Origin of the sequence: Tenacibaculum lutimaris (assembly GCF_003610735.1) — a bacterium.
Taxonomy (GTDB): Bacteria; Bacteroidota; Bacteroidia; order Flavobacteriales; family Flavobacteriaceae; genus Polaribacter; species Polaribacter lutimaris.
In genome coordinates this window covers 283,224-296,862 of the sequence record NZ_RAQM01000008.1, presented here as the reverse complement: position 1 = coordinate 296,862, position 13,639 = coordinate 283,224, and the positions used below count along the sequence as shown (strand labels likewise).

General features: G+C 30.8%; 12 protein-coding genes. 5 read left to right on the top strand and 7 right to left on the bottom strand.

Annotated features, from left to right (window positions below; translation table 11 throughout):
* Positions 1 to 89: 89 nt before the first annotated feature.
* From C8N26_RS07800 to C8N26_RS07785, 4 genes are read left to right on the top strand one after another with little or no spacing between them, the layout of a single operon-like run.
* A complete protein-coding gene (locus C8N26_RS07800) occupies positions 90 to 905 on the top strand; it encodes a 2,3,4,5-tetrahydropyridine-2,6-dicarboxylate N-succinyltransferase (RefSeq protein ID WP_028891899.1) in 816 nt (271 codons plus the stop codon).
* An 11-nt stretch (positions 906 to 916) separates the two neighbouring features.
* On the top strand, positions 917 to 1,933 hold the full coding sequence (locus tag C8N26_RS07795) for a glycosyltransferase family 2 protein (RefSeq protein WP_120186797.1): 1,017 nt from the start codon (positions 917 to 919) through the stop codon (positions 1,931 to 1,933).
* A gap of 7 nt (positions 1,934 to 1,940) precedes the next feature.
* Positions 1,941 to 2,957 (top strand): hypothetical protein, encoded by a 1,017-nt coding sequence (locus tag C8N26_RS07790; RefSeq protein ID WP_120186796.1) that lies wholly within the window; start codon positions 1,941 to 1,943, stop codon positions 2,955 to 2,957.
* 2 nt (positions 2,958 to 2,959) lie between these two features.
* Positions 2,960 to 3,520: an L-threonylcarbamoyladenylate synthase gene (locus tag C8N26_RS07785; RefSeq protein WP_120186795.1), complete on the top strand. Its 561-nt coding sequence runs from the start codon at positions 2,960 to 2,962 to the stop codon at positions 3,518 to 3,520.
* Position 3,521: 1 nt separating this feature from the next.
* Here C8N26_RS07785 and pseI read toward each other — a convergent pair whose 3' ends face one another.
* The 5 genes from pseI to pseB are packed head-to-tail and all read right to left on the bottom strand — an operon-like array spanning position 3,522 to position 8,420.
* Positions 3,522 to 4,541 carry a pseudaminic acid synthase gene (gene pseI, locus C8N26_RS07780; RefSeq protein WP_120186794.1) on the bottom strand — a complete coding sequence of 340 codons (1,020 nt, stop codon included), beginning with the start codon at positions 4,539 to 4,541 and terminating at the stop codon, positions 3,522 to 3,524.
* On the bottom strand, positions 4,538 to 5,560 hold the full coding sequence (locus C8N26_RS07775; RefSeq protein WP_120186793.1) for a GNAT family N-acetyltransferase: 1,023 nt from the start codon (positions 5,558 to 5,560) through the stop codon (positions 4,538 to 4,540). Before C8N26_RS07775 ends, pseI begins: the two co-directional genes overlap by 4 nt.
* Entirely contained in the window at positions 5,550 to 6,245 is a 696-nt protein-coding gene (gene pseF, locus C8N26_RS07770) for a pseudaminic acid cytidylyltransferase (RefSeq protein WP_120186792.1), read from the bottom strand. Before pseF ends, C8N26_RS07775 begins: the two co-directional genes overlap by 11 nt.
* Positions 6,238 to 7,389 carry a UDP-4-amino-4,6-dideoxy-N-acetyl-beta-L-altrosamine transaminase gene (gene pseC, locus C8N26_RS07765; protein ID WP_120186791.1) on the bottom strand — a complete coding sequence of 384 codons (1,152 nt, stop codon included), beginning with the start codon at positions 7,387 to 7,389 and terminating at the stop codon, positions 6,238 to 6,240. The genes pseF and pseC overlap by 8 nt, the downstream gene beginning before the upstream one ends.
* Positions 7,389 to 8,420: a UDP-N-acetylglucosamine 4,6-dehydratase (inverting) gene (gene pseB / locus C8N26_RS07760; RefSeq protein ID WP_120186790.1), complete on the bottom strand. Its 1,032-nt coding sequence runs from the start codon at positions 8,418 to 8,420 to the stop codon at positions 7,389 to 7,391. Before pseB ends, pseC begins: the two co-directional genes overlap by 1 nt.
* Before the next feature lie 207 nt (positions 8,421 to 8,627).
* Here pseB and C8N26_RS07755 point away from each other — a divergent pair, with 207 nt between their 5' ends.
* Positions 8,628 to 10,049 carry a CCA tRNA nucleotidyltransferase gene (locus tag C8N26_RS07755; RefSeq protein WP_120186789.1) on the top strand — a complete coding sequence of 474 codons (1,422 nt, stop codon included), beginning with the start codon at positions 8,628 to 8,630 and terminating at the stop codon, positions 10,047 to 10,049.
* Between the two features lie 47 nt (positions 10,050 to 10,096).
* Here the strand turns inward: C8N26_RS07755 and C8N26_RS07750 are convergent, their stop codons facing one another.
* Both C8N26_RS07750 and C8N26_RS07745 read right to left on the bottom strand, forming a co-directional pair.
* The gene (locus C8N26_RS07750) at positions 10,097 to 11,923 is read right to left on the bottom strand and encodes an ABC transporter ATP-binding protein (RefSeq protein WP_120186788.1); all 1,827 of its coding nucleotides are present in this window, start codon (positions 11,921 to 11,923) and stop codon (positions 10,097 to 10,099) included.
* On the bottom strand, positions 11,923 to 13,632 hold the full coding sequence (locus C8N26_RS07745; RefSeq protein WP_120186787.1) for a phospho-sugar mutase: 1,710 nt from the start codon (positions 13,630 to 13,632) through the stop codon (positions 11,923 to 11,925). Before C8N26_RS07745 ends, C8N26_RS07750 begins: the two co-directional genes overlap by 1 nt.
* Between the last annotated feature and the right edge of the window lie 7 nt (positions 13,633 to 13,639).

Sequence of the window (13,639 nt, the reverse complement as noted above, 5' to 3'; positions counted from 1 at the left end):
AAACAAGGGAGGAATATCTGTTTAAAAAATGTATCTTCGCGGTATATTCTTGAAAGCAACTTTATTTTTGCTGAAAAATATTATTAAAAATGACAGAATTACAATCAATTATAGAAAAAGCGTGGGATAACCGCGATTTACTGAAGGAAGAAACTACGATTAATGCTATTAGAAAAGTAGTAGATTTATTAGACGCTGGAGATTTACGTGTTGCTGAGCCAACTGACAATGGATGGCAAGTAAATGAATGGGTAAAAAAGGCAGTAGTGTTATATTTTCCTATTCAAAAAATGGAAACTTTAGAAGCAGGTATTTTTGAATATCATGATAAAATTCCATTAAAGAGAGGTTACGAAGCGAAAGGAATTCGTGTGGTTCCTAATGCAGTAGCTCGTCACGGAGCCTATATTTCAGCAGGAACTATTTTAATGCCTAGTTATGTAAATATTGGAGCGTATGTTGATGAAGGAACGATGGTAGATACTTGGGCAACTGTAGGTTCTTGTGCGCAAATTGGTAAAAACGTACACTTATCTGGTGGAGTAGGAATTGGAGGGGTTTTAGAGCCTTTACAAGCAGCACCAGTAATTATTGAAGACGGAGCATTTATCGGCTCTCGTTGTATTGTTGTTGAAGGAGTTAGAGTAGAGAAAGAAGCGGTTTTAGGAGCGAATGTAGTATTAACAATGAGTACTAAAATCATTGATGTAACAGGTGATGAACCAGTTGAAATGAAAGGAGTTGTTCCTGCACGTTCTGTAGTAATTCCAGGAAGTTATACAAAGAAGTTTGCAGCAGGAGAGTATCAAGTTCCTTGTGCTTTAATCATTGGTAAGCGTAAAGAAAGTACCAACAAGAAAACTTCGTTGAATGATGCTCTTAGAGAGTATGATGTGGCGGTATAAGAAATTCATTGATGTATAAACAAAATACAGGTTATAAAACATATAATTATACAGAAAGGTCTTTTATAGACCTTTCTGTGATTATAGTTAATTATAAAAGTTGGGATCCATTACAGCAATGCTTAAATTCTTTGCAGTTAAAGGATTATAAAAAACTTAATTTAGAAGTTATTGTTGTTGATAATTGTTCTAGTGATAATAGATTAGATGAGTTTTCTAAACAAAATAGAGATGTACTGTTTGTAGAAAACACAGGAAACAACGGTTTTGCTAATGGTTGTAATGTAGGAGCAAAATTTAGTTCTGGAAAGCAATTATTGTTTTTGAATCCGGATACGATTGCTAATGAAGAAGCATTATTTCAAATGAATGTAAATCTTCAAAGTAACCCTAATTATGGTATTGTTTCTTGTAAGCAGATAACAAGTGTAGGAAATGAAGAAAGATATATTAGATTATTTCCAAGTTTAACTAGATTGTTTGGTATAACAAGGGCTATCGACCGTAAGTTTTCTAAACGTTATAAAGAATTAAAAGAAACTACTAATTCTGTAGTTTTTCCTGATTGGGTTACTGGTGCTGTAGTTTGTATATCTAAAGAAGAATTTTATAGTGTTGGAGGATGGAATGAAGACTATTGGATGTATTATGAAGATGTTGATTTATGTAAAAAAATAGTAAATAAAGGTTTACAAATTGCTCTATTAAAAGAAGTGTCTGTAATTCATGACCATGGAGGAGCATCTCGAATAAATGTTGTAACCTCTTCATTAACAAAATCTGAAGTTCTTATATCAAGGCATATATACATAAACAACCACTTTGCAGGTTTGAAAAAATATGTGAGTCAAATTCTTTTAGTTATTGAAACCATATTGAGTAAAGTTTTTTTAGGAGTACTAGGAACGATATTTTTCTTTGTTCCAAAACTAGTTGTTCAAAGATTGCTTTGTAAAAATATGATGCTATACTACTTTCAATGTTTAACAAGAGGAAGTTGGTTAAGTAAGCGTTCTATGAATTTTTAATTATAAGATGAAGAAATCTATTTTTTTTATTAGTAAGCCTTTAGAGCTTTTGGGTGCTATAGAAGCAAGAGAACAATTTAAATTATCAGACTGTATTTTAGTTATTAAATCAGATAAGTATGATGATGCAACAATAAACTTTCTAATAGAAAAATCAGGAGGTTGGAATTCTATCATCAGAACTAAAAAGAAATCTTCGTATGGTTTTTCTTGGTTAAAATTAGTAAAGGAATTAAAGAAAGAAGATTATCAATATCTTTTTGTAAGAGCGTTTCCTATAGCATCGTACTTTGTGAATAATTTAAATTACGAGAAATGCTATTTATTAGATGATGGTGCAGCTACTATTGAAATAGCAAGAAACAGTAAGTTTGATGGGTATTTAACAAAGCGTTTTTCTTTATTTAAAGGGAAAAATAAAAAAGGAGGAAAGTATACACTAGTAGAAAAAATATATAAAGCTTACGGAATAAGTATAGAAAATGAAGTGAATAATATAAACTTCTTTTCATATTATAATTTAGAAGATTTAGAGCCTGATAATGTAGTGAAAAACGAATTTAAATGGCTGAAAATCATTAAAAAAGATTCAAAAGAACAAGAAGAAGATTCGGTGTATTTACTAGGAACAAATGTTGTGAATGCTAACTTGCTGTCTTTTAAAGATTATTTTATGACTTTAAATAAAATATGTGATTTTTATAAAGGAAAGAAAATTATCTATATACCACATCCAAGAGAAAAAGAGGGGGATCTAAAAAAAATAGAACTTGAATTAAGTTTTGTTATAAAAAAGAATAAATTAAATGTTGAATTAGATTTTATTCTAAATAATGAAGTTCCTAAGCATATAGCAGGAACAATTACAAGTGCTTTAATTACTTTAAAAATGATTTTTAATCAAGCTACGGTTGATTTTTTTAATTTAGATGATGAAAAAGTTGATAAAGAAAGGCAAAAAGTAATCAAAGAAATTTATAAGTATCAAGATAAATATATTGATTATCATAAATTAAATTATTAGTGGTGAAAGAAGTCATAAAAGCAACAATAATTAATTTAAAAGAAGGCAATACTATTCTTTATCCTACTGATACAGTTTGGGGGCTTGGTTGTGATGCTACTAATGAAGAAGCTGTTAGGAAAATATATAGATTAAAAAGACGAGAAGAATCTAAAAGCTTGATAATTCTTGTTGATTCAATTGAAATGTTACAAAAGTATATTGAATATATACCAAAACAAGTGTTTCAAATTTTAGAAACGGTAGAAAACCCAACGACCATTATATATAACAACCCTAAAAGAATTGCTAATAATGCAGTAGCTATTGATAATACAGTAGCTATAAGAATTCCTAAAAATGAGTTTTGCCAAAAGTTAATAAAAGAATTTGGGAAGCCTATTGTTTCTACTTCAGCAAATATTAGCGGTGAAGTTACACCAAAAACATTTAAAGAAATTTCAAATGAAATAAAATTAAATGTGGATTATGTGGTAGAGATTGAGGAAAGTTCTGAAAACATAAAACCATCTACCATATTGAAAATTATGACAGATGGTTCTATAAAAACTTTAAGAGCTTAGCTTATTCAAAAAAATCTTTTTTTAAAGCAGTGCCTTTTTCAAAGTCTTTTTTAAAGCTTTTACCTAAAATTTCGTTGTAATATTTTGGATGTAATCCAAAACCAGGTCTTACTGAACGTATATTATCTTTTGTAAGAATATCTCCTTTTTTTACATCATTAGTAATGTATAATGAACGAGAAAATTCCCTTCCACTTTTCATTTTATCAGTTAACTTATAGCTGATATTCCCTATAGCTTTCTCAGCAGCTCTAACAGCATTTACCATTTCTGTAAATTCATTTTCATCTAAAGAGAAAGAAGCATCAGGTCCGCCGATTTCTTTGTTTAAAATAAAATGTTTTTCAATAACAGTGGCACCTAAAGTAACTGCAACAACAGGAGTAACAGTTCCCATAGTATGGTCTGATAGTCCAGATTTAACATCAAAACGTTCTTTTAAGTCGTTAATCATTAATAAGTTTGCTTCTTCAATAGGTGCAGGGTAAGAGGAAGTACACTTTAACAAAGTAATATCGTTGTTTCCAACTTTTCTACAAGTGTCTACAGCAAGCTGTATGTCTTCATCAGTGGCAATACCTGTAGAAATGATAATTGGTTTCATGGTTTTTGCTACATATTCAATTAGCGGAATATCGGTAATTTCAAATGAAGCAATTTTATAAATAGGATTTTTAATAGATTCTAATAAATCTACTGCAGTTTTATCAAAAGGAGAAGAGAAAGCGATTAAACCTTCTTGATGCGCAATATCATATAATTCTTCAAACCAATCCCACGGAGTATAAGCTTGTTGGTATAAATCATATAAGTACATACCATCCCAAATAGTCCCTTGACTTAATTTAAAATCATCTTTTTTAGAATCAAGCGTTATTGTATCTGCAGTATAGGTTTGAAACTTTATAGCATCAGCCCCAGCTCTTTTTGCTGCTTTAATGGTTTCAATTGCAACATCTTTACTTCCATTATGGTTAGCTGATAACTCAGCTATTATAAAACATTTATCTAAAGGTATCATAATGATTCTAGTTTATAAATATAGCTATCTATATTATTTACTTTTTCTTTCGAATAAAATGTGTAACCAGCTTTTTCGAAAGATTTTACTGAGGCAATATTTTCTTTTTTGATATATGCCAAAATAGGTTTCTTATTTGTTTTAAAATAACTTATTGCTGCTTCTTTAAGTAAAGAAGGAGCGAGCTTTTTTCCTCTGAAGTTTTTATCTATGCTAATACTAACAATAGTATTTTCTTCACCAACTTCATAACGAACAAGCCCAATAGGAGAGGTATTAATCATTCCAATAAAAAAAAGAGAATTATTATCTTTTAATTTGGAGGTAAACCATTGTTCATGCTCTTTAAAACTAATTTCATTTGAATTAAAAGAGTTTTTACGTGTTAACTCGTCATTAGCCCAATCAAATAATAGGTTAACATCATTTAAATTAACATCTCTGATAACAATTTTATTCTTTTTTTTTGAATGAATTATAACATCTTTAAATTCATTCTTATAGAAGCAATGTTCTTTTAAAACGGCTTCTTTATCATAACCACTTTCTTCAAGAGCTGCATATAAATGAGGTCTTAAGTCAAAGGCATAGGTGAAGATTTTATGTAAATTTAGCTCATCAAAAGCTACTTTTTCTATAAGTCCTAAATATATTTTCCAATGAAAATTAAAAAAATCATTTTCTAAAGAGGTATCCATAATAAAGGAAATTTCGGCATTTTTATCAATCCAATTGATATGTACTAAACCTCCATAACCTATACATTTATTACCCTTTAAGTAAGAAAATAAAATTTGCGAGGGGTGCTCTTGATTAAATAATTTAGAAACAACATTGTTGAAATATGTCTCTTGATCATTTTCTGTTAGTTCTTTTGCTTGACGTAAATGATACATTTGTTCATTTCTCCACTGCATTATTTGCAATTTATCTTCAAAGCGTATAGGTACTATTGAAAATTCTCCTTGAGAAAAAGATTGTTCTTTTAAAGCAGTATATGTATGTTCTTTAGTTTCCAAAAGCAAGTTGATATTTTAATTCAGCTAATTTCCAGTCTGTTTCATTATCGATATCTTGGGCTAATAATTCATCAATTTCGATTATTCCTGAGTTATCTGTCCAAACTTTTTTCTTTTCTAAAATAATATCAGGTTTAAAGAAGTAGAATTGTCCAGCATCTTGAAAAGCAGGTTCTAAATCTTGTGATCTACTGTTTAAGTGTTCAGGTTGAAATAAATCCATTTTACCGGCATCATTTGTTTTCTTAATAGCTCTCTGGATTGGGAAACCGAATCGAGTTACTGGAAAAACAGTATCAAATTGATTAGTTGTTAGGTTTTGTTCTGCTAGTTTTAATAAATCACTAGTTATAAAAGGAGCTGTTGCATAGATGCAACAAGCTGTTTCTATATTTTTATCATTAGCAGAATACCATTCTAAAACTTCTTGAATTACATCAAAAGTAGTAGCGAAATCATCTGAATTTTTTTCGCTTCTTAAAAAAGGAGTTTTAGCTCCATGTTTTTTTGCTATTTCAGCTATTTCTTCACTGTCTGTTGAAACAATAACTTCATCAAAAAGATTACTTTGTATAGCAGTTTCAATAGAATAAGCAATAATAGGTTTTCCTAAAAAATCTTTAATATTTTTTTTAGGAATTCTCTTACTACCTCCTCTTGCTGGTATGATGGCTATTTTAGTCATTAATAAATTCTAAAACTTTATCAATTACATACTGTAATTCTTCGTCAGTTAAACTAGGGAACATAGGTAAACTAATACATCTAGAATAATATTTTTCAGCATTAGTTAATTCAGCTTCAGAATACCCAATATTTTTATAGTATGGTAAGGTGTGTACGGGAATGTAGTGTATTTGCGCAAAAATATTGTGCGATTTTAAAAAGTCATATAGTTCTTTTCTGTTATCAACTTCAATAACAAATAAATGGTGTGCATTATAGCTACCACTAGGTAAACTTTGAAATTTAATTTTTCCCTGAAATGCGTTTTTATATGTTTGAGCAATTTCGTTTCGGCGAATTACTCCACGATTGTTTTTGGCTAATTGTGTAATACCTAAAGCAGATTGAAAGTCTGTTAACCTGTAATTAAAGCCAAGTTCTTGCATTTCATAAAACCATCCACCATGATTCTCACTCATATTCTCTTTTGTAATTCCGTGAGTTCTTAATAGGGATAGTTTGTTATAAACTTCTTTAGAGTTCGTGGTTAACATTCCTCCTTCACCACAAGCAATATGCTTTACAGGATGAAAAGAAAAAACACCTATGTCAGCATAATTACCATTACCACAGTATTGTTTATTATTTTTAGAATCTGTAAAATAACCACCAGGAGCATGACAGGCATCTTCTATGATCCATAAATCATGTTCATCTGCTAGTTTTCTAAACTCTTCTAAATTAGCAGGCAGTCCTGCAAAATCTACAGGAATTATTCCTTTAAAGAAACCTTTAGGTTTACCTTCAATAAGTTTTCGGGTACTTTCGAGAGATAATAGATAAGTATTTGGATCTATATCGGCAAACCAAACTTCACCTTGAGCATAACGAACACAGTTAGCTGAAGCAGCAAAAGTAATAGGAGTTGTAATAACTCTATTACCTTTTTTAAGGTTCATAGCTAAAACAGCCAAATGTAATCCTGAAGTTGCATTGTTAACAGCTAAAGCATATTTAGCTCCTATATATTGAGCAAACTTATCTTCAAACTCTTTAACTTTTGGTCCTTGAGTTAAGAAGTCTGTTTGTAGTGTTTCTACTACAGCTTTGATATCGTCTTGTTCAATATTCTGTCTTCCGTAAGGAATTTTAAAATTTTCCATTACGCTTCAAAATTAGGGTCTACATGTTTTTTTACTAATGCTCTTAAACTATCTATAGTTTCCCATTCATCATTATTACCAGAATCATAAGCAAACCCTTTAGGTACATCAATAGCATTGAATGCTGCTTTGTATTCTTCTTTAGTGTAAGTTGAATAAGGAGATTGTTGTGGCAAAATAGCGTAATACTTTCCTAAATCTACAGTATTGTATGAATCTGATGAAGTAATCATTTCTTCATGAAGTTTTTCACCAGGTCTAATACCAACAATTTTTTGTTCTAATTCAGGAGCAATAGCTGTTGCTACATCAGTAATCTTATACGAAGGTATTTTTGGAACGAAGACTTCACCTCCCCAAGCTTTTTCTATTGCATAAAACACCATCTCACATCCATCTTCTAATGAAATGTTGAAACGAGTCATATCTGCATCGGTTATAGGTAAAAAATCTTCTCCATTATTTTTCTTTTTTAAGAAAAAAGGCATAACAGAACCATTTGACCCCATAACATTCCCATATCTTACAACAGAAAATTTAATATCTCTTTTTCCTTTAATGTTATTAGCAGCAATAAATAATTTATCAGAAGCTAATTTTGTTGCTCCATATAAATTAATTGGGGCTGCAGCTTTATCGGTAGATAAAGCAACTACATTTTTAACACCAGATTTTAAAGCAGCATCAATAACATTTTCAGCTCCATTAATGTTCGTTTTAACACATTCCATAGGGTTGTATTCTGCTAAATGAACATGTTTCATAGCAGCTGCATGAATTACTATATCTATACCTTCAAAAGCACTTTCGAGGCGTTTAACGTCTCTAACATCTCCAATAAAATAACGGATTTGTGGATATTGTGACTCAGGAAATTCTTGAGCCATTTGGAAGTGTTTTTGTTCGTCTCTAGATAAAATAACAAGACGCTTTACGTTAGGAAACCTGTTTAAAATAAGTTTAGTAAACATTTTACCAAACGAGCCAGTTCCTCCAGTAATTAAAACAGATTGATTGTTTAAATTTAACATAAATTTTTCGATTCTTTAATCAAATAAGATAAGTCGTAAAAGTACATATTTTATAGCTTTTTGAGGTGAGATTTTAAGAAATACTTAAATCCATTTTCACGTAGTGTTATATTATGGTAAATTTGCACGAGAAGAAAGTGACAGAAAACTCTTTAGTGATTTTTAAGATAGAAGAGAAAGAAGTCGAAGTGATTAGAGAATAATTGTATGCAAAAACAATATTTTAAGGAAGCAATTTCCACAGAAATATTTCAATATATATCCCAAGCAGCTAAAGAACTGCAACTAGAAAGCTATGTGATTGGTGGTTTTGTTCGTGATTTTATTTTACAAAGAGGCACCGCTAAAGATGTTGATGTAGTTGCGGTTGGAAGTGGAATAGAATTAGCCCAAAAAGTAGCTGAATTACTACCTTATAAGCCAAAGGTTCAAGTGTTTAAAACTTATGGAACAGCCATGTTGCGGTTTCAAGATATTGAAGTTGAGTTTGTGGGGGCACGTAAAGAATCGTATTCGGAAGAAAGTAGAAATCCAAAAGTTTGTGAAGGAACTTTACAAGACGATCAAAATCGAAGAGATTTTACGATTAATGCATTAGCATTGAGTTTAAATGAAGATGATTTTGGACTGTTACTTGATCCTTTTGGAGGAATTACAGATTTAAAAGCAAAAATTATAAGAACACCATTAGATCCGGATATTACCTATTCTGATGACCCGTTACGTATGATGCGTGCTATTCGATTTGCTACCCAATTGAATTTTACTATTGAAGAAAATTCGTTAAACGCAATTACAAAAAATACTTCAAGAATTGATATTATTACTCGAGAACGTATTGTGGTTGAGTTGAATAAAATTTTAGAGTCTCCAGTACCTTCTATAGGTTTTTTATTATTAGAAAAAACAGGGTTGTTAGAGCGAATTTTACCAGAATTAATTGCTTTAAAAGGAGTAGAGGAGGTAGAAGGCCAAAAACACAAAGATAATTTTTACCATACCTTAGAGGTAGTAGATAATATTGCCGAAAATACAGATGATGTTTGGCTTCGTTGGGCAGCGTTGTTACACGACATAGGTAAGGCGCCTACAAAACGTTATCACAAAAAAATAGGTTGGACTTTCCATTCACATGAGTTTGTAGGATCAAAGATGGTATATAAGTTGTTTAAGCGTTTAAAAATGCCATTGAATAATAAAATGAAGTTTGTTCAGAAAATGGTAATGTTAAGCTCTCGTCCAATAGTTTTAGCAAGTGAAGTGACAGATTCTGCTGTACGTCGTTTAATTTTTGATGCAGGTGATGATGTTGAATCATTAATGACGTTGTGTGAAGCAGATATTACGACTAAGAATCCAAAGAAGTTTAAGCGTTACCATAAGAATTTTGAATTAGTTCGTCAAAAAATTAAAGAGGTAGAAGAGCGTGATAGAATTCGTAATTTTCAACCGCCAATTACCGGAGAAGAGATTATGGAAGCTTTTAATCTAAAGCCTTGCAGAGAAATTGGTCAGATAAAAGAAGCTATAAAAGAAGCAATTTTAGATGGTAAAATCCCTAATGAACATGATGCTTCTTATCAGTTTATGTTGGAAAAAGGAGAACAATTAGGTTTAAAAATAGGTTAACAATAAAAAAACAATAAAAAAGAGAAGCATTTTGCTTCTCTTTTTTATTATCCTAAAGATTGCATTTCTACAAGTTTTTTATATGTTCCGCTTTTGGAAATCAGTTCTTCATGTGTTCCTTGCTCAACAATTTTTCCTTTTTGCATTACTACAATCAAATCTGCCTTTTGAATAGTAGACAAACGATGTGCAATGACTACAGAAGTCCTATTTTGCATCATCTTTTCTAATGCATCTTGAACCAATTTTTCTGATTCAGTATCCAAAGCCGATGTAGCTTCATCTAAAATCATAATTGGAGGATTTTTAAGTACCGCGCGAGCAATACTTAAACGTTGTTTTTGTCCGCCCGATAGTTTGTTTCCACTATCACCAATATTGGTATCATAACCATTAGGCAAGTCTTTTATAAATTCGTGAGCGTTGGCAATTTTAGCTGCTTCAATAATTTCTTCATCACTTTTGCCTTCAATACCTAAAGTAATATTGTTTTTTACAGTATCATTAAATAAAATGGAATCTTGTGTTACTAAGCCTTCTAATTGACGTAGTGAATGTTTTTTAATGTTTTTTATATCTATTCCATCAAGCAGAATACTTCCTTTATTTACATCGTAAAAACGCGTTAGTAAATTAGCAATGGTAGATTTACCACTTCCAGATTGTCCTACTAGTGCAACCATTTTCCCTTTAGGTATGCTTAGAGAAAAATCTCTGAGAATGTAGTTGTCTTCATATTTAAAAGAAACGTTCTCTATTGAAATATCAGTATCAAAAGTCTTTTTATCAATAGCATTTGGAGCGTCTTTTAATGGGTTTTCTGTCTCTAATATTTCTAAAACACGTTCAGCAGCGGCATTTCCTTTTTTAACATTATAACTTGCTTTAGAAATGGCTTTAGCAGGAGTTAAAATATTATAGGCTAATCCCATATAAGCAATGAAATCTTCTCCTTGTAAAGAGCCTTCTTCTAAAACCAATCTACCACCATACCACAGCAACACAGCAATAACGCCAATTCCTAAAAATTCACTAGCAGGACTCGCTAAATTGGTTCTGTTTAATAAGGTGTTAGAAAAATGGTAAAAGCGGTTAGTTGAACCCTCAAATTTTTGTTGGAATTCTTTTTCAGCAGTAAACCCTTTAATAACTTTTAGTCCGCCTAAAGTTTCTTCTAGTAATGATAAAAAATATCCTTGTTCTTTTTGTACATTATCTGATTTTCGTTTTAAACTTTTTCCTATTAAAGAAATTATATAACCAGAAATAGGGATAAAAATAAAAACAAAAATAGTTAGCTTAAAGCTAATAGCAACCATAGCAACAATAGTAAAAATGATAGTAAGAGGTTCTCGTACCAACATTTCTAAAATAGATAAGAAAGAGTGTTGAATTTCTAATACATCAGTTCCTATTCTTGCCATGGTATCACCTTTTCTTTTTTCAGAAAAGTAGGATATTGGTAATTCTATTGTTTTTTTATATAAATCATTTCTGATATCTTTTAAAACACCATTTCTTAAAAATGTAATAAAATACATAGCTAAGTAATTAAAGATATTTTTAAAGAAAAACGTAGCGATAACCAAACCAACAACAACCATTAAAGCTTTAGACTTATCATCACCAGAAATTTCATTTACATAAAAAGAAATGTTACCTTTAAAATACTCTATTATTTTCGTAATTCCTTCAAAAACTGGTTTTTCAGTAACTCTAGGTGCATCTTGTTTAAAAATAACTTCTAACATTGGCATTAACACCAAAAAAGAAAGTGTTGAAAAAAGAGCATATAAGATATTAAATAGTACGTTTAAGTATCCATATTTTTTATAAGGAATAGCATATCTAATAATCTTTTTAAAATAATTCATTATAGATTTAGTTCTTTAATAATAAGTTGAATTTTGTTGTCAAGATCTTTTTCTACTTCTTTAGCATTTGAAACATCACTTAATTTACTCTTAACACTAAAGTAGAATTTAATTTTTGGTTCAGTACCACTTGGGCGAGCTGCAATTTTGGTTCCGTCTTCTGTTTGGTAAATCAATACATTTGACTTAGGTATATCAATTGTATTTTCCTCATCGGTGATTAAGTTTTTTCTTATTGAAGATTGATAATCGTATAAGTATTTAACTTTTGATCCATCTATTTCAGTAAACGGATTATTACGTAAATCAACCATCATTTGTTTGATTTGCTGTGCTCCATCCATTCCTTTTTTTACTAAAGAAATTAAATGCTCTTTATAAAAATGATGGCGTGTATATAAATTCAATAATTCTTTATAGAAAGAACTATTGTTAGATTTTGCATCTGAAGCGATTTCACAGGCTAGTAGGGCAGAGGTAACAGCATCTTTATCACGTACAAAATCACCTACCATGTAACCAAAACTCTCTTCGCCACCACCAATGAAGTTAAGTTCAGGGTGATCTTTAATCATTTTAGCAATCCATTTAAAACCAGTTAATCCAACTTTGGTTTCCACTCCATATGAATCTGCTATTTCATTCACTAAATTGGTTGAAACAATTGTTGATCCAACAAATTGCTTTCCGTCTAGCTTCCCTTGTTTTTTCCAATCATTAATCAAGAAATCGGTCATCATACTCATGGTCTGATTTCCGTTTAACAAGGTCATGTTTCCATCTATATCTCTAACAGCAATTCCAATTCTGTCTGAATCAGGATCGGTTCCCAATACGATATCAGCATCAATTTTATTAGCTAAATCAACCGCCATTTTAAGAGCTGCTGGTTCTTCTGGATTTGGAGATTCAACCGTAGAGAAATCACCATCAGGAGTAGCTTGTTCTTCAACAATATGAACTTGAGTATAACCAGCACGTTTTAAAACCTCCGGAATTAATTTGATAGACGTTCCATGTAAAGAAGTAAATACTATTTTTAAATCTTCACGACCTTTAATATCAAAAGTACCATTAGCTAAAGAAGATTTCCAAAAAGCTTCATCAATTTCGCTTCCGATAGAAGTTATCAATTCTTCTTTTGCATTAAAATTGATTTCAGAAAAAGCTAATGAGTTTACTTCATTGATAATTTCTGTGTCTTGTGGTGGAACTATTTGACCACCATCATTCCAATACACTTTGTATCCATTGTATTCTGGTGGATTGTGAGAAGCTGTTAATACGATTCCTGCGTCACATTCTAAATAATTTACCGCAAAAGATAATTCTGGAGTAGGACGCATATCTTCAAACAAAAATACTTGAATGTTATTTGCAGATAATACATCAGCAACCACTTTAGCTAACCATTCACTGTCGTGGCGGCAATCGTAACCAATAGCTACTTTTAATATTTTATCAGGATATGTTTTGTGTAAGTAATTACTTAATCCTTGAGTTGCTTTACCTAAGGTGTATTTATTAATTCGGTTGGTACCTGCGCCAACAATTCCACGCATTCCTCCAGTTCCGAATTCTAAATTTTTATAAAAACGATCTGCTAAATCGTCAGCATTAGTATTAATTAATTGCTGAATTTCTTGTTGGGTTTCTGAATCGAAATCGTCAGAAAGCCACAGTTTTGCGCTGTTTAAAATCTCTTTCATGTATCAA